Here is a 22,781-nt window from a genome sequence, read left to right as displayed (position 1 = left end):
CCTGGCGGTTCTGTGGGGCAGCCTTCAAACATTCTGTTGCAGTTTAAAGTTGCAGTTTAAACCAGCATGCTCAGGGCATCCCGCAAGCTGAGTTCGCAACCTTTGAGTTGCGGAAAGACCTCCAGCATGGTTTTCTGGGCCTGTTGCTGGTCCTGGTGGTCTTCCAGCGCCTTGCCAATTTCCCGCATCACACTGGCCTTGAATCCGGCAAGGTCTGGGTCCTGCATTGCGGTTTTGACCCACAGCAAAGTGGCTTTCAGGTCGGGTTCGGTTTGCATCAGGGCGCGGGCTTCCAGGCTGATCAGGGCGCTGGTCACGCCGGGATCCGGGCGGGTCTGGTTGCTGGGGTCCTGCATGCCCAGGGCTGCCCGCCTGAGCAGGGCATGGGCACGGTTGACCTCTGCCAGGGCTTTGTCTGCTTCCTGCATGCGCAAATACACATCTGCCAGGGTGGCCCGCACCTGGGCCTCTGCGTAACTGTGGTTGGTGAGATCCAGTGCCCGTTTTGCATGCACCAGAGCCTTGTGGGCATCGGGTTCTGCTGCAGCAAGATTCAAGAGGATGTCCGTGATCAGGATGGTGTAACGGTCTGCCGTGTGGGTGTAGGGGGTGGCTTCCTCCAGAACCCGGTGCAGGATGGTTCTGGCCACCTGGATGTCCGGGTGGTCAAAATTGGGACCGGGGAAGGGAGGCAAATACGGATTTCCCAGACCCCTGGCCAGATACGCCAGTCCGATGCGGTAACTGGCCCGCCATTCCCGGTACTGGGCTTCCTGGCGGCGTTCGGTTCCGGTGCGCAGGGCCTGCGTTGCAGCCTGGGCCAGCCGCAGACCTTCCCGGAAGTTCTCCATCGCCAGCATGATGGGCGCTTTTTCGGAGATCACCCGGGCCTGAATCACCGGATCGGTGCCCTGGGACAGCCTCTCTGCTTCATCCATCACGGTTTTGGCTTCTGGGATGCGGCCCAGTCGCCTCAAACCTGTGGCATAACGGGCGGTCACACGTGCCCTTTCTTCCAGCGCTGCACCTGCACTTTCCAGGGCATCATGGGCTTCTTTTAAAGCAGTGACAGCAGGAAAAGGCTGACCCAGACGCAGCCTCAAATCCCCTTCCTGGTACCTGGCACGGGCATAAAGCAGGGGGTCACGGTCCAGAATGGCGGAAAGGTCATTCAAAGCCTCGGTCCAGTGCCCGGAGTCTTTCATGATCAGGCCGCGCCACAACTTGGTGCGGTTGGACAGGGTGGAGTCTGCCTCACTGGCGTATTCCACGGCCAGATTGACGGATTTTGTGGCGGCTTCCAGGTCTCCCTGCCAGCGTGAAAGAGCGGCCTGCACCAGCACCGCTTCTGCACGGGTCACACGGGCAATTTCACTGGTTTCTTTGCCCGACAGCACATCCTGAATGTCATGGTTGTTTAAAAGGTTCTGGGCGGCCTCGTAAGCTGCACGGTCAATGGCGCTCTCGGCCAGTTTGACGCGACCCCAGGCGCGTGCTCCGGTGTCGTTGCTTTCCAGCATCACGCTGATGGCATCTCTGGCGTCCGGGTGGGCGTACTGTCCGAGAGCGGCGTAATAACCCGCCACCACGCGGGCCAGCGATTCCAGCACCCCGCCATGCACCTGCCGTCTGGCCCTGGCCCAGGCATCGGCCAGCACCCCATAGCGTTCACCGTGTTTGGAGACCCACTGGATCACCTCGGCCCAGGCTCCAGAGCGGGCCAGGTGGGCCAGCATGCGTTCTTCAAAGACAGCTTTTTCACCTTCACGGGCATTTTCCAGCGCTTTTGCATAAGCATCCGAGGCCAGACGGTGGGCTTTGGCCAGTTCTTCGCTGCGCAGGTGTTTTTTGACCTCCGGGAGCAAATCCCTGGAGACCACCCGCACGGTTTTGCTGGAGGTGTCGTCCATCAGGTTGCGGTACACCTCTGGGAGGGTGCCCAGAGGACGGCCCATGGCATGTTCCACCACGAAACGGGGAGCGCTGGATTCTCCAGGCAGGATGGCTGCAGCCAGCACCGTCAGCAGGGAACGCACTTCAGGGTCGCTCAGGACGGTGCGCACATCATGCACTTTGGCGCCACTGCCCAGCGCTGAAAGCCCTGCAATCAGGGCCAGTTGTTCCAGATTGCGCCCACTCTGCCGGATCAGGCGGTCTGCTTCGCTGGGGGTGGCAGGCATGCGGGTGGTCAGAAAGCGCCGGGCTTCTTCCAGCGTGGGGGGTTTCAAGGTGATGATCTCACCTTTGTAGTGCGGATGCACCTCACGGGGATCACTGAGGGCCAGCAGCACACTGGTGGAGGTGGTCTGCAAAGGCAAAAACAGGTTCTCCCACACCCAGCGGGACAGGCTGATGGTTTCTCCCAGCGCATTTCTGGGTTGCGTGCCAGCAATGGTGTTGGGGGCGTTGCCAATGCGGATCAGCAGGATCTTGCCTTCCATGCGTTCCCGGATCAGGCGGGCCACCTCATGTTGCAGGCTGGCCTGCACGGCAAAAGGCAGACCCGAGTGCAATCTGGCCAGGCTTTCTGCATTGGCCCCGGACAGTTCCAGAATGCTGGTCAATGAGGGGGCAATTTCGCCATCGAGCATCAGGCGGTAACTTTCCTGCACGCCCAGTTCCCTGAGAGAGCGTTCCAGGTGGTCAATCAGGATGGTTTTTCCGACCCCATTGCGCCCCACCACCACCATCCTCGGCGCACGGCCTGTCCTGATGCCTGCAATGAACTGGCGGTAGGCCCGCTTTTTCTGCCGTCCCAGCAGCTGGGAGGCCTGTTTCATCACCCGGCTGGAGGCCACATCCCTGGCCCCTTCGGGGGGTTCGGGCAACTCCATGTTGTTCTGCTCGTACAGGCTGGCAATGATCTGAAACAGGGTGCTCTTGTCCTCTGCGGTGCCAATCTCTCTGTAAATGATGTTGCGCACAGCGTGTGGATTGGCATTCTTGGATTCCATCTGCTTTTCCAGCCAGCGCAGGCTGCCCACGTGCCCGTGCTCGTCCCGCTGGCCGCGCAGGGAGGGCCGCAGGTGTTCCAGGATTTTCAGCCAGGTGGTTTGCATTGCATGACTCCTCGGGTGGTGTTCTAAATGTCGAGAACCATTATACGGTTTATGACATCAGGTAAACCAGTGTACAGACTGGCAAAACATACACCACCATAACCTTTCGCTGGTTCAGAAATGCTGAAAATGTCGGAAAGAGGAGAGGGATTTTGGGCAAATCTGAAGAAGGTTTTTGCTTTTCCAGAACTGTGTTGAGAAACGCTCAAGGCTTTTTGACTGTTTTTCTGCTACAATCTATACCAAGTTCAAAAATATGGAGGAACACATGCGCTCAATCCTGGTGACCCTTGCACTCACCCTTGGCTCTCTGGCTTTTGCGGCCACCCCCAAAGATGTCAACACCCTCATCGAAAAAGGCGACACCAAAGGGGCCGTGACCCTGGCCCTGACCCTGGGCAGTGCAGAAGCTTACGCTTACGCTGCCCGTGCCACCAGTTACGGTGGTGCATTGGTGCCAGACAGCGAAAAACGGGCCATCTACGAAAAAGCCGAAGATTACGCCCGCAAAGCCCTGGAACTGGACAAAAACAGTGCGCTGGCCCACTTCGAACTGGCCCGTGCCCTGGGACGCAAAGCCCAGTTTGTGGGCATTCTGGAAAGCCTTCCCATTGCCCCAGAAGTCAAACGCGAACTGGAAACCGCCATCAAGCTGGACCCCAAAATGGCCGGACCTTATGTGGCACTGGCCGTCTGGAATGCTGAAATTGCCTCCAAGGGTGTGCTGGTTTCTGGACCCCTCGGTGCAGATTTTGACAATGTGCGCCCCAACATGCAAAAAGGCATTCAACTGGAACCCACGGAGATCATTCACCGCCTGGAGTTTGCCAAGGCCCTGTTGAAAGACGGCAACCGCCGCAGCAAAGCCAGGAGCAGACAGGAAGCCATTGCTGTGCTGGAAGCTGCTGTCAAAATGGAGCCCACCGATTTCTGGGCCAAACGTGATCTGGCAGAAGCCAAATCCCTGCTGGCTTCATTGCGTTGACCCTCACTCTCACTTCGCTGGTGCTGTCCCCCTTGTGAAAAAGGGGGATTTTTGCTGGCTGACTGTGCAGGGCTTCTGAACGTTTTCCAGCCGCCATCAGAGCGAATCAACATCAGATCTAAAATCCAGTTGAAAAACCCAAAAGCCCTCACCTGCACCCTAAACAAACCCTGCTGCTGCCAGATCAAAGTGTTATGATTGAAGCCATGAAACTGGAACTCGAAGACCTCCTGCTTGTGGTCAATGCCACAGAGAACCTGCAAGACATTCACCAGCACCTGCCTGAAGGGGTGCGCCTGCGGGCAGCAAAAGTCAACCTGACCCTGGGCGAATGTCTGGCCAGAGGAGGCTTTGGAGAACTGAATGCCAACCCTTTCCGCCATGAGGTGCTGGGCCTGACCTACCTCAGTGAAGTGGGGGCTGTGGAAACCGGGGGCATCGTGGTGAAAAACGTCAGCGGATACGACCTGACCCGTCTGGTGATTGGCAGTGGAAAACAGGCGTTCCAGAGTGCCAACTTGCGCCTCAGGCCTGAACCCACCAGCAAACTGTACCGCACCACGGCCCAGGTCAGCTTTGCAGAACTGAAACAGCAAGGCTGGGCCTACGCCTGGAAAACCATGCAACACACTTATGTGGAAGGCGATCAGGTGGAAGGTGATCAGGACGTCCCTGCAGGTTTTGAGCAGGTGGTTTACTGCACCGATGTGCCCACCGAAGACGTGCGGGGGCCCCTGGGCTTGCAACCCGTTCAGAACGACCTGACCCTCAGGGTGCTGGACGCACTGAAACTGAAAAGTCAGGCCTGAGCACCCCTCCCAGGCTGCTTCCAATCCCTTCAGCTCTGTTTGAAAATAGACCTTGTAAACTGCTTGCTGATCGCTGACAGCTGAGGGCTGAAAGCTATACAATACCTGTCATGACTGACAGCAAGACCCCGCTGAGCTGGCGGGAGTCCATTCAAGCAGGCAACTTCGAGCAGGCCGAGGCCCGCATCCAGGCTCTGGAACTGGTGGGGGAGTACCATCCAGAGCTGCTGGCTGCCGTGCAGGCCATGGTTGCCCTGCTGGGCGATGTGCGTTCCCGGCAGTTCTCAAAGGCTTTGCAACAGACCAGAGCACTGGAGCCCCTCCGGGAATTCCTGTCTCCAGAGGAGCTCAGGCTTGGCATCGAGAACCTGCAACAAACCGAAAAGCAAGACACCCGCGATCCAGAAGCCCTGAAAGCACAGTTGCAGACTGCTCTGGACACCCCTTACGTGCGCGCAGAAGCCCTGAACCGACTGGGGGTTTTGCAGGTGCGCCTGAAAGATCCGGTGCAGGCCCGCAGCCTGTTTGAAGCGGCGGTGCAGGCCGACCCCCGCCATTACCGGGCCATCAGCAACCTGGGAAACATTGCCCTGGAAGCAGGAAACAACAAGGAAGCAGAAGCCCATTACCGCAAAGCCCTGGAGATCAACCCCGAGTATCCGCTGGCCCACAACAACCTGGCGGTGCTGCTCAGGAAACAGAAGCGGTACGGGGCTTCCATACAGTCCCTCAAGAAAAGCCAGCGTCTGGAACAGCGCGCCCTCCTGCAACAGGCCCGTGAGGAAGGTCGCCAGCAAAGCATGAACCTGCGGCTGGGGGCCATTGCTTTTTATGTGGTGCTGGTGCTGCTGGTGCTCTGGTTTGTGCTTTCGAGGTAAACATGGCATTGATTCTCACCTCCCGACAGATCAAAAAACTGGACCAGACCCTGGCCGAAAAAGGGCTGCTGGAAGTCACGGTGGAGAATGCAGGCCGCAGTGTGGCCGAAGCGCTGCACCGCTCCCATGCTCAGGCACGGGTGCTGGTGGTGGCCGGGAAAGGATTCAATGGGGCAGATGCACTGGTGGCCGCCCGTCACCTGCTCACCCTTGGCCATGAGATCCGGGTGCTGGTTCACCCGGAGGCCCACCCGGACAGCCTGCAGAAATTGCAGGTTTTTGCGCACACCACGCCCCTGAACAACGAGCAGTTGCGCCTCAATTTGCCCCAGGTGGACGTGGTGCTGGAAGGGTTGCTGGGCACCGGGTTTCGCCCCCCGCTCAGCCTGGAGTACGCCTCCTGGATTGAACTCCTGAACGCCTCCAGAAAACCTGTGCTGAGCATTGATTTGCCCAGTGGGGTGCAGGCCGATGTGCCCGTGCTGCCTGAACTGGCGGTCCGGGCCACCCGCACCCTGGCCCTGGGGGGCTTCAAGCCCTGCCACCTTTTTGAACCGGCCAGCGAATGGGCCGGAGAGGTGGAACTGCTGTCCATCGGGGTGCCCGGTCAGTACACCCACCAGTTCACCAGCACCCACACCATGGAAGCCTACGAAGTGCGGCAATGGCTTCCCAGACGCAACCAGAGTGCGCACAAAGGCAGCGCCGGGGAAGTGTGGGTGCTGGGAGGAAAGTCAGGCATGACGGGATGTGTGGCCCTCACTGCCCTGGCTGCGCTGCGCACCGGAAGTGGTCTGGTGCGGTATTCCAGCATTGTGCCCATTGATGGCGCTCCGCTGGAAGCCATTGGCCATGCCCTGAAAGACTGGCAGGAGGTGCAAAACCTGCCTTTCAAAGGGGCAGTGGCCCTCGGGATGGGTCTGGGAGAGCAGGCGGCTGAAGTGGCAGACTGGGTTTTGAAAAAACACATTCCCACCGTCATAGATGCAGATGCCCTGCAAACCTCCCTGCGCGGCAAAGGCCATGAATGGGCGGTGTTCACCCCGCACCCCGGAGAGGCTGCCCGCATGCTGGAAACAGACACAGCAGAAGTGCTTGCAGATCCTCTCACAACTGTGAAAGCCCTGCAGAAGCAGTATGGAGGGGTGGTGGTCCTGAAAGGTGGTCCCACCGTCACCGCCACCAAACAGACCACCTGGGTCAACACCACCGGCAACCCCGGCATGGCCTCCGCAGGCATGGGAGACACCCTGGCAGGCATCATTGCCAGTTTGCTGGGACAGGGCCTCAGTGCCAAACATGCTGCCCTCAGTGGTGTTTATCTGCACGGTCTGGCCGGAGACCTCTGCTTCAAACACCACCATTATGGCCTGCAGGCCAGCGATGTGTCCCGGCACCTCGGAACGGCCTGGCACACCCTCATCCACGGAGATTGAATGGACCCCAAACCCCAGCACAAAGACCGCATGCGTGAACTCGCCCTGGATTTTGCCCGCACCCATCAGGCCAGGGATCTGTACAGCCTGGGAGAGGCTGCCGGAGCCAGACTGGTGTTCATGGACCTCGGAGAGCGGGATGGTGCCTATGATCCGGTGCACAAGGCCATCATCATCAACCCCACCCGCGACCTCAACCGCCAGAAGTTCACCCTGGCCCATGAAATCGCCCATGCCCTGTTGCTGGACGACGACGAACTCCTCAGTGACATCCACGAAGACTTTGAAGGGGACGGTCTGGAAGTGGTCATCGAGAAACTCTGCGACTGGGGTGCAGCGAACATCCTGATCGAGCCAGAGGTTCTGAAAGAGGTCACAGATCGGCACGGAATCAGTGCGCAGGCCGTGATGGACCTCAGCCGCAAAGCCCAGATCAGCTTGCGCAGTGCCATGGTGGCCATTGCAGAACATGCCCAGACGCCTGCTTTGATTGTGCTTTTCCAGCCTGCAGCACCGCAAAAACCATTGATTGTGAACTTCACAGCCCAGAATGCCCTGTTCAAATACACCCTGACCCTCGGGCAGGTGCTGCCACAGGACCATGCGGTGCAGGTCAGTTTCGACACCCGCCTCCCGCTGGATGAAGACAGCTACGTTCCGTTTGCCAGCGGCAAAAAAATGCCTGCCCACCTCACCACCTACCCGGAGAAGCACCGGGTCGTTGGGGTGTTCAGGACACGCTGACTTTTTCCAGGGAAACAGGTTTACTTTCCAGCTTCTTCAGGGTGCAACTGGTAACCCACGCCGCGAACAGTCTGGATCACCTTGTTGCCCAGTTTCTTGCGCAGGGAAACCACCATCACATCGATGATGCGTTCTCCACCCTGAAAATCTGAGCTCCAGACGTTGTCCAGCAACTCCTGACGGGAGTGTGACTTTTCTGGGTGTTCTGCCATGTACCAGAGCAGTTCGGTTTCCTGCTTGGAGAGGTCAATTTTCTTCTGGGCAATGTAAACGCACTGATCCACCTTGCTGATCCTCAGGGACCCCGTGGTGGATTCCAGCGGATTGAAGTTCTGCCGCAGCAGGGCCTGAATGCGGGCTTCCAGTTCGGTCAGGTCGAAGGGTTTGCCCAGGTAGTCATCTGCGCCGCTTTTCAAACCGCGCACCTTGAAAGGCGTATCTGATAAGGTGCTGAGCATGATCACCTTGGCCCGCAAATGGTTCTCCCGGATGTGGGTGAGCACCTCATAACCGCTCATGTCAGGCAAAATCACATCCAGGATCACCAGATCGGCCTGGGAAACCTGCTCCAGGGCAGATTTGCCAGTGTGGGCAGCCATGACCTGGTACTCCTGACCTTTCAGGTAAGACTGCATCATGGAAGACTGCACCAGGCTGTCTTCAACAATCAGGATTCTCGGTTGGGACCGATGGGAAGAGGACATGTTGCAACGATTATATGCAAATTGCGAACATTTTTCTGTCGGTTCTGTGGCCTTCAGGGAATCTCCTGATGCAGAACACAGCCACTGAAGGCACTTTGGGTATGATAAAGAACATGACAAGCACAGTCAGTTCGGGCGAAGTGCACCTGCTCTGCATTTTCCGACTTCAAAACGATGGCAGCCTCAAGCACACCTCCTGGTTCACCGAACCCAGAGAGGAGGTTTTTGCCGCCCTGCAGTATGCCAGCGACAACCTGCAACTGGCTGATGAACAGCAGAACAATTTCCTGCGCCTGAACGAATACCGACTGCAAATCCTGCGTGAACTGGGAGGGCAGGGCTTCAATGTGCTGGTGTACCACGATGTTCCAGATGCCCCTCTGGAACACGCCACCGACAATGTTTTTTATTCGGTGTTCAAATACTCTTCCATTGGGATGGCCCTGGTGGGCATTGATGGGAAGTGGCTGCAGGTCAACGATGCCCTCTGCGACCTCCTGAAATACTCCCGCGATGAACTGCTGAACATGTCCTTCCAGGAGGTCACCCACCCCGAGGATGTCAAAGAAGACCTCAATTACCTGCAACTCCTGCTGGACCGCAAAATCGAGACCTACCAGCTGCTCAAACGCTACATCACCCGTGAAGGAAAAGTGCTGTGGGCACAGCTGAATGTCTCCCTGATCTGGCGCAGGGACGGCACCCCCCGTTTCCTGGTGGCCCAGATTCAGGACCAGACCGAAAGCATCCAGTACCGCGACCACCTGGAAAAACTCAATTACGACCTGGAAGAAGCCCAGAAAACCGCCCGCATCGCCACCTTCCTGATTGACCTGCAGGCCCACACCATCACCTTCTCCAAAAGCGTGCGGGAACTGGTCAGCCACTGGAAAGGCACCATGCGTTTCCGTTCCCTGCAGCAGGACCTCAGCGCCGAACAGTACGAGGCTTTCCTGAACTGGATCAGCCGTTGCCAGGACTCCCTCAAACCAGAAGACCTGGAAGTGCACCTGACCGGTTTTGTGAACGCCAGCCTGCTGTTCAAAGGCCGTCTGGACCAGCACGACCACAACAGGATTCTCGGGGTGGTGCAGAGGTAAGATCCCCGTCTTTTTTGGGTGGGCGTCTGAGGTTGCTGGGGGCCAGATCCCCCTGCGCTTCACTTCGTTTGGCGCTGTCCCCCGTCAGCGACAGGCAGGGGGATTTAAACCCTCAGTGCCCCCAAACGCCCACCCCAGAACCCAGCAAAAAGTCCCCCTTCGCTGAAAGGGGGACCGTGCGTTTACAGGGGGATCTACTGCACCTGCACCCGGTACAGGAAGTATCCAGACTGGCTGGGTTTGACCACCGTTCCACCTCCGCAGATGAAGTTCAGGTTGACGGTGATGGTGGTGGCGTTTTCTGCAGCCAGATCGAAACTGGTGCCGGTGGGGCAGAAAACGCGAACTTCTGCGGTGCCGAAGACATCTGCGACCACTTTGGTTTCGTTGGGCACCGGGTCAGACAGGATCACCTGTGAGACGTTGGCGAGGCCCAGGTTGGTGTAGCTGATGCGGTATTCCAGAACCTGCCCCACGGTGGCCGGGGCGGTGCTGCTGAAAGAGCCGCCTGTGGTGACGTTGCGCACCTCTTTGGTGAGTTTCAGCTGACCGCCAGTTGCGCTCTGGATGGTGGTGGTGTCTTTCACGGTCACCAGATCAGTGACGGAAGGGCCGGTCCACAGCAGGCTGGCTTTGAAGTCTGCAGCGTCCTTGGTGCCTGCGGGCAGGTTGGAGGGAACCAGCACCCGCACCAGGATGGGGCAACTGGACAGGCTGCCGTCTGTGTCTCTGGGCCAGGTGGCGTTCACAGTGAGCAGGCTCACGGCCACGTTTTTCTCTGCGGCAGACACGGTGCCGTCGCAGTTGAGGTCAGGGTAGAACTGGTACTTGAGGGCTCCGGTCATGCTGAAGGTCACAGTCCCGAGGGTGCCGGGCTGGTATTCGTGCAGGTATTCGATGGTGCTGGGGCTGAAGGCCTGCTGGCTCTGGTTGGTTTTCAGAACGCTTGAGCGCACCACCCCGAAATTCAGGCTGTCCTGGGCGTTCCCCAGAGCAAGGGTCAGGGTGCGTCTGGAGGCGTTGGCATCCGAGAAACTGCTGGCCAGGGACACCGAGGCATTTGCCAGGTTGGTTCCGGTGGCAGGTCGTTCTGGGTGGCTGATGGTGACGGCGGTGCCTGCATAGGCGGTGCCCAGGTACAGGATGTATTTTCCGGTGGCATCGGTCAGCACGTCTTTGGTGTTGCTGCCGCTGGTGGCGGTCACTTTGATGCCGCTCATGCCCAACTCCTGCCCGTCCTGGATGGCATTGTTGGCGGTTCCTGCAGTTCTGCCATCGTCGCGGAACACGGTTCCTGAGAAGCGGATGCCCTTGAAGAACCCGAAGTTCACATCGGTGACGTCTGCCCCGTTGATGGTGGCGGCCACGCTGGAAGGGTTGGGGCTGACGGTGATGAAGCCAGAGGGAACCACAGGACTGGTGCCTGCTGCACTGCTGGTCACAATCACGGTGTAGCTTCCGGGGGGCAGGGCGGTGAAGCTGTACAGTCCCGTGCCTGCATTGACCGTGAAGGTCTTGTAGACGGCGCTGTTCTGCAGCAGGTTCACATAAACGGTGCTGCCGCTGGCCCAGTTTTCCGGGTTGGTCTTGACGCGGTTGGTGTCCACGTCTTCGTACACGCCGCCCGAGAGGGTGCGTCCGGCAATGATCTGCTGGTTGGCACTGAATTCCGAGGTGCCGTAAGTCGCCAGGGTGGTGGTGAGGGTCACGCTGTCTGCAACAGTCACACCAGACACCGTGAAGAAGCAATTGAAGGTGCCGTTGGAGGCGGTGGTGCAGGTGCCCAGGTATTTGGAGGCCTCACCGTGGCCCACCGAGAGGCCGTCTCCGACCTCAATGGCACCGTTCTGGTTGGCTGGGCTGTTGTCGGTCAGGAAGGCTTCAATGGTGAAGGTCCCAGATACAGGGGTGGCAGCCTTGCCCACCTGCCCTTTGATTTCCAGACTGGTTCCGGTCAGCACTGCGTAGGTGAGGGTGGGGTAGTCGATGGCCTGGTTGCCTGCGGCGGCAGTGTAGATGCTGTCGTTGGGTGTGACCCCATCGCCGATGGATTGGTTGGTGCTGTCAAACCTCAGGTCGATGCCCAGGTTGCTGTTGTCGTAGATCAGGTTCTGGGTCAGGGTGTTGTTGCTGACCCCACCCGCAATGAGCACCCCGGTGCCCAGGTTGTTGGTGATCAGGTTCTGAGAGAGGGTGTTGCCGCTGGAAAGCAGGCGCACCCCGGCCAGAATGCCGGTCTGGTCCTGCACGTTGTTGGTGATGGTGTTCTGGGAAAGGGTGGCAGTGCCCGACAGAATCCCCACACCTGACCCGTGGTTGCTGGCCACCCGGTTCTGGCTGAAAGTGATGACTCCACTGCCTGCCTGCCGGACTGCAGGAACTGCAGGGAATTCGATGTTGCTGTTCTGGATTTCATTTCCGGTGAACGTTCCTGCAGAAGTTCCGTTCAGATAGATGCTGTATCCGCCAGAGTAGGCAAACAGGTTGTTGACCACACTGAGGCCTGTGGCATTGTTCGCTCCCAGCAGGGCAGAAACGGTGCGGGAACCCACGCCAGGGTCAGAAAGCCCAACAGCAGGGCTGCCAAACACGTTCAATTGCACTGTTGCAGAGGCTGCATTGATCTGCAATGCACCGTTGGGGGTGGTGCTGTCTCCGGCTCCAAAGCCATAAAGCGCAAGGCCACGGATCTGGTTGCTGGTTCCGGTCACAATCAGACCGGAGTTCAGGCTTCTGGCCCCAGAAATTCTGACCTCTGGGCCAGGAATCTGGTTGAAGGTCACGCTGGTGCTGCCCACGGTGCCTCCGGTGCCCAGAGACACACTGTTGGTGTTCCCGATGTTGATGGTCTGGGTGGTGGCGTCCAGTGAGGTGCTGGGACCGCTCATGGTCTGGGCGGCGGTCAGGTTGATCACGCCCACCCCACTGGTGAGCTGTGCAGCGGGAATCATGAAGATGCTGTTTTCCACCCCTGCAGGCAGGGATTCCGTCACTCCAGCGCTGCTCAGGCGGTTTCCGACCTGGGCCAGGCTGCTTTCATCGCCCAGGGCGTTGGAGTTGGTGATGAACTGGGCCAGTGAACCCTGACCCGAAGCATTGGTGTTCACAATGGTGTCGAAGTTGTACCCGAAGTCGATGTTCTGGATGGTGTAGTTGGTGACGGTCACCGTGGCCACCGACTGGGCGGTCTGGGTGCTGGTGGTCAGGCTGGCCAGGGTGGCACTGGTGGTGTTGCTGGGTGCGTCCACCTTGCTGGGGTCTTCGCCGCCTACCTTGTTGGTGACTGCCGTGACCGTGGTGCCAGAGGCGTTGGTGCGGTAGGTCTGCACGGGCAGGAGTCCAGACACATAACCACTGCGTGGACTGGTGACGGTGCTGCTGACACACCTGAACGTGTATGTCCCTGCTGGCACACTGATGAAGTAATCTCCGGCACCACTGGTGGTGGTGGAAGATACGAAGTTCCCGGAACTGTCGTAGACTTCAATGCGGGCATTGCCGCGACCAGAGATGCCCCCGACGGTGGTGTTGCGTCCGGCCCCTCCGCCGTAATTCATGTCGGTGAAGACCTTGCCTGAAAGTTCGTAAGACAGACCTCCACCCACCTGCACCACCACCGAGGCACTGCCCGAAGCAATGGAGTAGCTCTGGTTGCTGATCAGGGTGTTGTAATCGATGGTGGCCCGGTTGTAGATGTAGGTTCCGATGGCAACCCCTGCTCCAATGGTCACCCTGAAGCGGATTTCGGTGGTGTCGTTCTGGTTGAAAGTTCCCCCGATGCTGCTGTTGGCCCCGGTCCCGGACCTGACCCGGATGCAGTTGGCGCTGTTGCAGAAAGCCCCATATTCGCCCCGATCGTCTGCGTTGGCATCGGTGACGGTCACACCATCGATCTTCAGGCTGCCCGGCACATAGACGGTGTTGTCCGGGATGGCATCTGAGAGGGTGACGTTGGTGGCCTGACCCAGCCCTTCGTTTTTCAGGTTGATCACGTATTCCAGCTGATCGCTGGCGGTGATCACCCCTCCGTTGACATCAATCACCCCTTTGGTGGTCTTCATGTCAGGCTGGTAGATGTCCGTCGAGAAGGTCACCACCCCAGGGAAGTACTGGTCTCCTGAGCTGGTGAATTTCAGGTAAGCTGTTCGGTTGCCGTTTTTGATGGGGTTGCCGGTGCCAGACATGGTGAAGAAATCCACATCCACCCCCAGGTTGTTCAGGTAATTGGGGTTCTTGGCACTGAAGGTGACCCCACCGCGGCTGATGGTGCTGTTGAAGGAGTTGTCAGAGGGGTTCTGGGCATCGGAGAGCACCGTGAAGGTGGTGTTGTCGTTGCTCAGGCTCAGGGTGTCCCCGGTGAGACCATAATCCCCTTCGTAGGCCATCACGCCCACTTCGGTGTTGACGGTGCCCTGCAGGGGGGTGGTGAAGCCCGTCACCGAAATGGTGGAGGTGCTGTTGTTGATGTTCACGTAACCGTCAAAAACAGTGAGGTTGCGGGGTTGCAGCTGTGCCGGGTCACGGTACACCACCACCAGACCCCACACGGCGTAGGTGTTGGTGGTGGTGTTGCCCACACTGGCCCGCACCCCACCCACCGTGTAGGTGCCTGAGCCGTAGGTTCTGAGCTGGGTGGTGACATCGGCAAACGACTGGTAGTCTGCGCCAGTGGCGTCCGTCTGGGCTGAGGTCAGGGTGCTGTAACTCCCCCCAGGAGGTTTGAAACGGACCTGTCGGCGGTCGGTGCTGTCGGTGGTGACGCTGTCACGGGCAGACCAGTAAATCCCGGCCCACAGCACGGTGGCGTTGGTGGGCAGGGTCAGGGTGGCCGTGGAGGAGTTGTTAAAGGCAGGGGTGTCGGTGGCATCCACGTCCACATAAGCACTGCCGTGGTTGTTGTTGTTGTTGTCTGCCAGAACGGCAGCCGAGCGGGTCAGGGCAGCAGCACAGGTGGCCTGACCCGTGGCCCCGGCAGCCGTTGAACAGGTCATCAGGGTGTTGCCGATCACCTGGATGTTCCCGGTGTCGGTGGCGTTGTAGCGGGGCGTGAAGCTGCGGATCACCTGGGCATTGGCAACCTGCAACACCAGGGCCAGCAGCAGCAATAAGGGAAGAAGGAATCTGCGCATCATTTGTCCTCTGATTTGAAGCTGTTTTCATCCAGCAGGAAGTCCAGTCTGAAGTAAAATCCTGCCTGACTGTCGATGGGGGCAATTCCAGTAAAGCCCTGGGGATTGTAGCCGATTGTGGCCCACACCCCATTCCACACGTTCACGCTGCCTTCAATGCCATACCCGAAAGCCTGGGTGTTGTTGAAGGGCTGGTCCAGGTAGCGCACCACGGCCCCCAGAGCCAGCCAGTCGGTGATGTACCAGTTGGCACCCACCAGGCCCTGCACGGTAAAAGCGTCTGCATCATCCAGCAGGTAGCGTGCGTCCAGCTGTCCACGGATCTGGTAGGAGGGCTGCACGTAGTTGCCTGCAATGTGCGCCCCAAACTGGGCATTGCCACGGGCCAGGGTGCCATCCGAGTAATTCAGTGCCCCCAGCAGGGAAGCGCTGTTCATGCGGCCTGCAAAATTCACATTCAGGCGGGTGCCCAGTCCATCGTTGCCGAACTCTTTGAGGCCATCGAACCCCAGGGTCCACTGGTCGTCCAGTCTTCCGGTGGCGGTGGCCCGCAAGGAGAACTTGCTGCTGCTTCCAGAGTTGGCGTAATCCAGACCCAGGGTGCTGTTGAAGTTTTTCACGCTGTACTTGAGGGTGCTGCCTGCCCCGAAGGTGAGCTGGTCTTTTGCCAGGTCGTCTGCTGCATTTCCTTTGAGGTCCACACTCCAGCGGTCATCGAGCTGGTAGGTGGTGTTGGCACTCAGGCGGGCACGGTTGCCTTCTCCAGAGCTGTTGGGCAGCTCATAGCCAATGCTGTAATTGGTGTTCCCCAGGCTGCTCTCCATCCCGATGAAGGCGGTGTTGTTGCCGCCCCAGGTGTACTCATCTCTGAAAACCGCACTGGTGTTCTGGTCGATCTGGTAGGAGGCCTTGAAGGTGGTGATGTTGGGGACACTGGAGGCCAGGTTGATCTGCTGGTCCAGAGACACTTTCCAGGGGTCCTGCTCGTAAGCTGCGCCCAGGAAAACACTGTAGGTGTTCTTCTCCCCAAAGCTTCTGCCCAGCCGCACCGAGGCGCTGAAAGGCTCCTCACTGTACTGCACCCCGGTTCTGACGCTGGCATTGTCCACGCCACTGAAGGTGTCGTAGTCGGCCTGACCCAGCCACGCCCAGTGCGGATCAAAACGGTAGCTGGCTTGCAGGTTCAGGTGCATGCCGTCTTGCTGTTTGTCCAGCCCCTGGTAGCCTTTGCTTTGCACGCCCCCTTTGAGGGAGACGTTCCAGGGCTGGCTGTTGATGCTGGCACTGGCTTCAGAGCGGTAGCCTTTGAGGTCGGTGCTGGCCTGGAAATCCACTTTGGAGGTGTCGGTTTTGGTGGTGAAGACCACGGTGGCGGTGGTGCTCTCGGGCAGGCGCACTGCAGCAAGTTTCAATTCGCTGCTGTCGGTTTTGCTGCTGACCTGTGCTCCCCAGGCGGCAAACTCTGCGGTGTCGCCCTCGATGGTGTAGGTGACCCGGATGCGCACATGGTTGAGGTCCTGGTCCAGTCCGGTCAGGGGCTGCCCGAATTCGATGATGCCGTGGGTGTAGTCCATCACGTAATCGATGCCGTAAGTCAGCACCTTGATGATGTCTTCCCCCTGAACGGTGGTGATCATCTCCACGCGTTCGCTGGAGGTGTTGATCTGGCCGTCGGGCAGGGCGTAGGTTCTGGAACCCACCGGAATGATGGTGAAGTTGCGGGTGTGGCTGGGCATCAGGCCCACAAAACCAGAGAGCTGGTCCACCTGGGGGGTGTCTTTGCTCATGTCAGCGGTCTGGCCACTCAGGTACACGTGGTTCTGCGGAATGGGCAGGGCGTCCACGGGCACTGGGCCTTCCCGGTAAGCCAGTTTGAAATCGGGATGGTCGTACTGGAAAGCCACCGGGGTGTCTCCGTACAGGGGCTGGTCTTCGATGCTGGAGTCGCCACGCAGGGCAAAGTTCTGTGGGGTGGTGGTTTTTTCCAGACCGCTGCTGTTGATGGCCAGTTGCAGTTGCCCATCTCCCAGAGGGGTTTCCAGGTAGGCAGCGCCTTTGCCCTGCACATTGAAAGGGAAGAGGTGCGCGGTGATGCTGGCCAGCCCCACCCCCACCTGACGGGTGCTGAATTGCAGGGGCACTTCCAGCATCTGGTTGAGCTGGTCCATCTTGAGGGTCAGGTTCAGGGGGCGGGTGCTGGTGGTGGGACGCAGTTCCAGCAGGGCCTCGCCGTCCACCATGCGGATCTGGTAACCGCCTTCAAAGGGGTTCACGTCGGGCTGGTTGGGTTCCAGGCTGGTCAGCACATCCACAAAGCCTTCACCGCTGGGGAGGCCGTTTGCGTCGCGGGCCACCACCTTCATGCGGATGGGGGTCACGCCATCTGCCAGGTTCTGCACAGGCTCAACGGTCAGTTTGACCGGAGCGCTGGCCAGGAACACTTCAATCTGCTCCTGCCCGATGGTGAGGGTGTTTTTGCCTTTTTTCAGTGGAAGCCCGATGTATTCGAAGGTGGAGATGCCCAGATCCGGGTCCAGGCTTCTGAGGCCGATGGTGGATTCATCCACGGGTTCACCGTTGACCAGCAGGGTTTCGCTGCTGTCTGCAGGCAACTGGATTTTCACCGAGATGCGGTCCCGGTTGCGGAACACCGTTCCAGCCAGGGGCAATTTGATGGCTCCGGCATTTTCGGTGCGGGCCAGAATGGGTTTGGCGTACTGGTAATCTGCGAGGTGAAACACCCCGGTGAGCACTTCAGGTTCCCGGTTGTCCACCAGGGCCACCACTGCAGGTTCTGCCACCCCATCCAGGGGTTTCTGGTGGACGACGCGGTATCCCAGGGTGCCGTTTTGCACGGCCTGCACTTTCCAGTACAGCACCCCGTCATTTCCAATCAGCGGATCGGGCAGGGTTTCACCGTTCAGGGTGCTGCTGCCCGCCACGTATTCGCTGCCTTCAGGGAGGGTATGGGCCAGAACCAGTTCCTTCGCGGTGCTGTTCTGGCTGAAAGGCAGTTGAAAGTCACTCTCGCGGGTGAGGGTGTACACGTTGGCAATCTCGGTGGTGAGTTCCACTGGAGTGGCCACAACGGTGTCCCCCATGAACGCCGTGAAAGTCTGGCTGGTGCTGCCTGGTTTGGTGAACAGGGCATCGAATTCCAGGGTGCCTTCCTCGAAAGACTCCAGGTTGACCAGCTGGGTTTCTTCTTCAGACAGCTTCACGGTGTCGGCGTGCTTGCCTTCCAGACGGAAAGACAGCGGTCTGGGCAGGGGGTTTTTGATGGTGAGGGTGTAGGTGGCGTGCTCTCCCATCTTGATGTTGTCTTTGCTCAATTCCAGCTTGAAATCAATCAGGGCGCGGGTGACAGGCACACTCTGCACCTGTTCTCCAGCTTCACTGGTCAGGACGCTTCTGAGGGCACCGGTGGCAGCAGCCCCGTACGCCACCTCGGCCAGAAACACATGCGAGGTTTCCTGACCGGGTTCCAGGGTTCCACTGAAATCCACCTCGGAGAGGGGCTTCAAAAAATCCCCCAGGTCGTTTTTCAGGGTGTAGTGTGCGGTGCGGGTTCCAGTGTTCTTCAGGCTGACCCGGATGGTTTGCTGTTCTCCGGGGAGCGCTGGAGACTGGATGCCAGAAACATCCATTTCCAGGTTGGGCTGGTTGATGCCAATCACCGTTTCGGTGCGGCTGTCTCCGTTGCTGCTTTTCAGCAGCGTGCGGTACATCACCCGACCAGGAGCATCGCTGTGCACTTTCACGGGCACCATGAAGGTTTTGCTTTCTCCAGCGTTCAGAGACAGCTTTTCATCCAGTTTGTCTGCAGTGATGCCGGTGTCGGTCAGGCCCTGCAGGGTCATCTCGCCACTGGGTGCAGTGCCTGCGTTTTTCACCGTCACCTTGACGGTCATTTCGCTGCCAGGGTCCACCAGAGGGCTGGATGGAACCACGTCCACCTGAATCAGGGAACTGTCGAACACCGTGACCTGCTTGCTGGCCTGCTGGTTGAAAGGGCTGAGCTGTGCAGTGGCGGTGGCGGCTCCAGATCTGGAGGCATTGGCATTCACCACCAGTTCTGCAGCACGTCCTTTGCTGATGGGCCGGGTGACTTCCAGGGCATCCTGAGAGGTGAACCCCTCGGGCAACTGGATGGACAGGGTGGCGGGGATCAGGCTCTCGAAGTCGGTGGTGGCCACGGCCTTGAAGACAAAGGTGTCGGACAGGCTGCCAGCGTCTTTTTCCACCTCCAGCGTCACATGGGTCTGGGGCACGAAGGCCAGTTGCACAATCTTGTTTTCGCCTGCCTGCGCACTGACGGCTCCGGGCGCGTTCACGGTGGTGCCGGGAAGCGCTGGGACCTTCACCTCCACCTGTCCTTTTTTCACCAGATAAACAGCGCCGTGGGCAGGAATCAACTTGCTTTCGCCGTTCAGGATGCCCTGCACGCCCACATCCCGCTGCTCATCGGGCAAAGACAGGAAAGCTGCAACGCTCACAAAAGCGGGGGTGTCATTGGTGATGGGATACAGATCCAGGGTTTCCCCGGTCAGGCTGGCTTTCAGCACACTGGGATCCGTGTCCACTTCGGTCTGGCGGCCTGAAATCAGGTAAGGGGCGTTGTCCGGGTTGAGGGGCAAATCCACGGGCAGTTGCAGCACCTGGGTGTTGCCGTTCTTGTCAGTCACCTGCAAGGTGGTGTCCACACCAGAGAGGCCTTCAAGTTTCAGGTGGGCAATGGTCTTCAGGTCATCCAGCAGCATCAGCGGCTGGAAGTGGTCGTTTGACAGGGCAAAGGTCAGGGCAGGGAAAACCACATGGCCCTGAGAAACCCGCCACTGTCCGCTGTGCGCAATGCCTTCAATGGGGTGTTTGCCCGGTTTGAGGGGGCCATCAAAAACAGTTGTCCATTGGGGGGTCAGATCAAATGCCTGACCCTCGAAACGGGCCTGTCCTTCAGGGCCCTTGCTTTGCAATTTGACGGTGCCATCCTGATCAAGCACCACCGTCGCCTGATCTGCACTCCAGTTTGCTTCGCCAGAAGAAAACTCGGGCAATACAACCCGAGCGGCAAAGGACATGGAAGTCAGTAAGAAGGTCAGAGAGGTCAGCAGGCGTTTCATTTCACATTCCACGATACCTGAGGGTCTGTTACGATGCTCTCGCCAGCCATTGTTAAGAGGAATTCATACTGCAGGGTGTGCTCACCGGCGCTCAGGTTCTGGTCGGTCAGGGTGTTCTGGCCGGTCAGCAACTGGGCGTTTTTGGGCAGCAGGTCTTCCAGCAGGAAGTCTTCCAGTGCATCCTTGGCAGTCACTTTCAGTGTCACAGTGTATCTTCCTTCCTGGCCACGGGTCACGGTCTTGCTGACCGACACGGGACCAAAATTCAGGCGGGTGGAACGCAGGGCTTCGGTTCTGGCTTTGGCGGCCAGCAGGGGGAAATCCAGGGTGCCCAGGGCGTAGATCATCGAAGACTGGGTGCCACGCTGACCGCCGTCCTGGGGGGTGGCTCTGGGGGCGTAGGTCACCGAGTTGGGATCGAGGCGCACGGCCCACACTCCGGGTTCCAGACCATCAAAGCTGTAGCGTCCCAGTTTGTCGGTGAGCACCATGCGGCCTCCGGCCAGAATCACACGGGCTTTCTCGATGGGTTTGTCCACTTCGGGTTCAAAGGTGCCGTTGTCGTTGCTGTCCAGGTACACCCGGCCCACCAGGGTGGCGATGGGTCTGGCCATGGCCCCCACCACTTTGGCGGTGGCAACCGCGGTGGAACTCATGGCGATCACGGTGGCCTGGGTGCTGCTCATGCCCATGGCGGTGAACAGGGCGGTGTTCTCAATTTTCTCGGCAGTGTCGGGACCCACGCGGGTGTTGAAGGTGACGTTCATGACATCACCAGATTTCATGCCGGGGAGGCCGGTCCAGGTGAGCTTCTGGCCTTGCACTTCTGGGTCTTTGAAGGCCACGCCGTTCACTCTGGTGCTTCCTGCGATGTAGCTCAGGCCACGGGGCAGGTCGTCCACAATCTTCACTTCGGAGAGGTCGCCGGTGGTGCTCTTGTTGGTGGCGGTCAGTTTCCAGCCGAGCTGGTCTCCGATCATCACCTGGTCCTGCAGGGCCGCCTTGGCAAACAGGATGCCAGAGGACCACACGCCCAGCTTCACTTCGTTGGAGAGTTTGTTCTTGATTTCATCGCTGGTCAGACCGAAGGTGTTGCGCAGGATGCTGCCATCTGCCAGGTCGTTCTTCAGTTTGACGGTGATCTGAATGTTGTTTTTACCGGGTTGCAGGGTGCCCAGGTCCCAGGCCAGAGCAGTCTGGTTCTCAGGGAGGCTGGTGTTGCTGCTGGGGGTCACGCTGGCACTTACAAACTCCAGACCGCTGATCAATGTGTCAGAGATGCGAACGTTGTGCAGGTCGGTTCCGGTGGTGTTGTTGTACTCCAGCACGTAGGTGACGTTCTCGCCCGCCAGGTAAGGACCGAACAGGGGAGCCGTGCCTCTGGCATCCTTGATGCGCTTGGTCAGCACCACCAGGTCACCGGAAACCAGGTTCAGTTTGACGGTGTCCCAGGTCTGGTTCACAGGGCCGTGGGCAGAGGTGGCGGTCAGCACAAAATCGGCGGTGGTGTTGGTGGCGTCTCCGGTGTGCTCGTAGCAGACCCAGTAGGTCAGGGCTTCACGGGCTTTCAGGTGGATGGGCTGGGCCAGGGGCAGGCGGAAAAGGTCCAGGAACACAGCCTTCCAGTTGCTGCTGGGCAGTTCGGCGCTCAGGGTGTAATCGTCGTCGCTGTTGGCGGGGTTCAGCAGGGTGTGCTCGAAGCACATCTCTGCATCAGGGGTGTTGATTTCCTGCTCCTGGCGGTCTGAAGCAGAGCCTTCAGGGGCTTCGGGATCGCCCACAGGACCCAGGGCCACACCGTACTCGGCGGCAATTTCGGTCTGGGCTTTGGCTTCCACGCTCAGGTGGGCATCGTTCAGGCTGTCTGCCGTGGCAGTCGCGATGTTCTCGCGGCTGCCAGCCAGGGCCAGTTCGTCGGCTTTCAGCTGGAATTCCAGGGAGGCCTGCTCCATGGGGGCCAGTTCGGTCAGGGTGGCGGAAATCTGCCCGTCTGTTTCCTTGACTTCAGGGTTGCTGGTCAGGGCCTTCAGGGAGCCAGGAACGTAACTGAAACCTGCCAGAGAGAGCTGGTTCAGGTTGTCCTCGATGTCCAGCCCTTTCAGGTAGGTGTTTCCGGTGTTTTTAACGGTGAGGTTCACCGTGACGGTTTCTCCAGCTTTCACCAGGGCAGGGGTCATGGTCTTGGTGAGGGCCATGCTGCTCTGGGTGTTCAGTTTGATCTGAAAGACGTTGTTGTCGTCTTTGCTGCCATCCGCACAGCTCGCGGAGGGGTCCAGAAAAGTGTCGCTGCTGGCGGATTTGGGAACCGAAAAGGTCATCAGCAGTCTGACGGCATCATTCATGCTCACATCATGGCTGTTCTTCTCAATGTCAGCGCTGTCCAGCTGACCGTTTTCGTTCACATCCAGGTAGAACTTCACGTTTTCTGGGGTCCAGGTGGGGTTGAACTGCACCCAGGAAAGGGCGTAGGTGCTGTTCTCGTTGCCACTGTTTCTCAGGGTGAGGGGCACCACCACTTTGCTGCCGGCCAGAACTTCAAACACCTGACCCGGATGGCTGAGGTCGCCGTCTGGAGTCAGGGTGGGTTTGCACACTGCGGTGATGATGGTGTTGACTGCGTTGCTGAGGGTGGTTTCGCCATCTCCGACCACAATGGCCTGGTTGATCAGGGTGGTTCCGGAGGGGGTGATCGCCAGTGCAGAACCGAGGCTCAGGAAGGAGATTGTGGAGAGCAGAATGTTTTTCACCTGAAACCTCGATTCTTTGAAAATGGCGTCACTTTGACAGGAGAGAGGCAGGGTGGAGGGTTCCACCCTG

Annotated in this window: 11 protein-coding genes; 6 read left to right on the top strand and 5 right to left on the bottom strand. The window is 58.9% G+C overall.

Going from position 1 to position 22,781, the window contains the following annotated elements:
* Positions 1 to 56: 56 nt before the first annotated feature.
* Positions 57 to 3,059 (bottom strand): tetratricopeptide repeat protein, encoded by a 3,003-nt coding sequence (locus tag IEY52_RS22750; protein WP_189007520.1) that lies wholly within the window; start codon positions 3,057 to 3,059, stop codon positions 57 to 59.
* 268 nt (positions 3,060 to 3,327) lie between these two features.
* Here IEY52_RS22750 and IEY52_RS22745 point away from each other — a divergent pair, with 268 nt between their 5' ends.
* The 5 genes from IEY52_RS22745 to IEY52_RS22725 all read left to right on the top strand — a co-directional run bounded on the left by IEY52_RS22745 (position 3,328) and on the right by IEY52_RS22725 (position 7,911).
* Positions 3,328 to 4,044 (top strand): hypothetical protein, encoded by a 717-nt coding sequence (locus IEY52_RS22745; protein WP_189007518.1) that lies wholly within the window; start codon positions 3,328 to 3,330, stop codon positions 4,042 to 4,044.
* 206 nt (positions 4,045 to 4,250) lie between these two features.
* Positions 4,251 to 4,853, top strand: a complete 603-nt coding sequence (locus tag IEY52_RS22740; RefSeq protein WP_189007516.1) for an FAD-binding oxidoreductase — start codon at positions 4,251 to 4,253, stop codon at positions 4,851 to 4,853.
* 110 nt (positions 4,854 to 4,963) lie between these two features.
* Entirely contained in the window at positions 4,964 to 5,731 is a 768-nt protein-coding gene (locus tag IEY52_RS22735) for a tetratricopeptide repeat protein (RefSeq protein ID WP_189007514.1), read from the top strand.
* A gap of 2 nt (positions 5,732 to 5,733) precedes the next feature.
* Complete coding sequence (locus tag IEY52_RS22730) at positions 5,734 to 7,167, top strand: NAD(P)H-hydrate dehydratase (protein ID WP_189007512.1); 1,434 nt, start codon at positions 5,734 to 5,736, stop codon at positions 7,165 to 7,167.
* A complete protein-coding gene (locus IEY52_RS22725) occupies positions 7,168 to 7,911 on the top strand; it encodes an ImmA/IrrE family metallo-endopeptidase (protein ID WP_189007510.1) in 744 nt (247 codons plus the stop codon).
* Positions 7,912 to 7,931: 20 nt separating this feature from the next.
* On the opposite strand, the gene IEY52_RS22720 is transcribed toward IEY52_RS22725, so the two are convergent.
* Entirely contained in the window at positions 7,932 to 8,615 is a 684-nt protein-coding gene (locus IEY52_RS22720) for a response regulator transcription factor (protein ID WP_189007497.1), read from the bottom strand.
* Between the two features lie 113 nt (positions 8,616 to 8,728).
* Between IEY52_RS22720 and IEY52_RS22715 the strand changes: the two genes are divergently transcribed.
* Entirely contained in the window at positions 8,729 to 9,715 is a 987-nt protein-coding gene (locus IEY52_RS22715) for a PAS domain S-box protein (RefSeq protein ID WP_189007494.1), read from the top strand.
* 194 nt (positions 9,716 to 9,909) lie between these two features.
* Here IEY52_RS22715 and IEY52_RS22710 read toward each other — a convergent pair whose 3' ends face one another.
* The 3 genes from IEY52_RS22710 to IEY52_RS22700 are packed head-to-tail and all read right to left on the bottom strand — an operon-like array spanning position 9,910 to position 22,711.
* Complete coding sequence (locus IEY52_RS22710; protein ID WP_189007491.1) at positions 9,910 to 14,844, bottom strand: right-handed parallel beta-helix repeat-containing protein; 4,935 nt, start codon at positions 14,842 to 14,844, stop codon at positions 9,910 to 9,912.
* On the bottom strand, positions 14,844 to 19,964 hold the full coding sequence (locus IEY52_RS22705; RefSeq protein WP_189007488.1) for a hypothetical protein: 5,121 nt from the start codon (positions 19,962 to 19,964) through the stop codon (positions 14,844 to 14,846). Before IEY52_RS22705 ends, IEY52_RS22710 begins: the two co-directional genes overlap by 1 nt.
* Entirely contained in the window at positions 19,961 to 22,711 is a 2,751-nt protein-coding gene (locus tag IEY52_RS22700; RefSeq protein ID WP_189007485.1) for an isopeptide-forming domain-containing fimbrial protein, read from the bottom strand. The genes IEY52_RS22705 and IEY52_RS22700 overlap by 4 nt, the downstream gene beginning before the upstream one ends.
* Positions 22,712 to 22,781 lie beyond the last annotated feature (70 nt).

It is taken from the genome of Deinococcus roseus (assembly GCF_014646895.1).
In the GTDB taxonomy this organism is placed as follows: domain Bacteria; phylum Deinococcota; class Deinococci; order Deinococcales; family Deinococcaceae; genus Deinococcus_C; species Deinococcus_C roseus.
Note: the sequence above shows the minus strand (reverse complement) of the source record. Positions and strands in the feature narration are given on the sequence as shown.

Bases quoted from the DNA above. Each gene is read 5' to 3' on its own strand.
- IEY52_RS22720 (WP_189007497.1), bottom strand. From the start codon at position 8,615: ATGTCCTCTTCCCATCGGTCCCAACCGAGAATCCTGATTGTTGAAGAC.
- IEY52_RS22745 (WP_189007518.1), top strand. From the start codon at position 3,328: ATGCGCTCAATCCTGGTGACCCTTGCACTCACCCTTGGCTCTCTGGCT.
- IEY52_RS22730 (WP_189007512.1), top strand. From the start codon at position 5,734: ATGGCATTGATTCTCACCTCCCGACAGATCAAAAAACTGGACCAGACC.
- IEY52_RS22705 (WP_189007488.1), bottom strand. From the start codon at position 19,964: ATGAAACGCCTGCTGACCTCTCTGACCTTCTTACTGACTTCCATGTCC.
- IEY52_RS22725 (WP_189007510.1), top strand. From the start codon at position 7,168: ATGGACCCCAAACCCCAGCACAAAGACCGCATGCGTGAACTCGCCCTG.
- IEY52_RS22735 (WP_189007514.1), top strand. From the start codon at position 4,964: ATGACTGACAGCAAGACCCCGCTGAGCTGGCGGGAGTCCATTCAAGCA.
- IEY52_RS22750 (WP_189007520.1), bottom strand. From the start codon at position 3,059: ATGCAAACCACCTGGCTGAAAATCCTGGAACACCTGCGGCCCTCCCTG.
- IEY52_RS22740 (WP_189007516.1), top strand. From the start codon at position 4,251: ATGAAACTGGAACTCGAAGACCTCCTGCTTGTGGTCAATGCCACAGAG.
- IEY52_RS22710 (WP_189007491.1), bottom strand. From the start codon at position 14,844: ATGCGCAGATTCCTTCTTCCCTTATTGCTGCTGCTGGCCCTGGTGTTG.
- IEY52_RS22715 (WP_189007494.1), top strand. From the start codon at position 8,729: ATGACAAGCACAGTCAGTTCGGGCGAAGTGCACCTGCTCTGCATTTTC.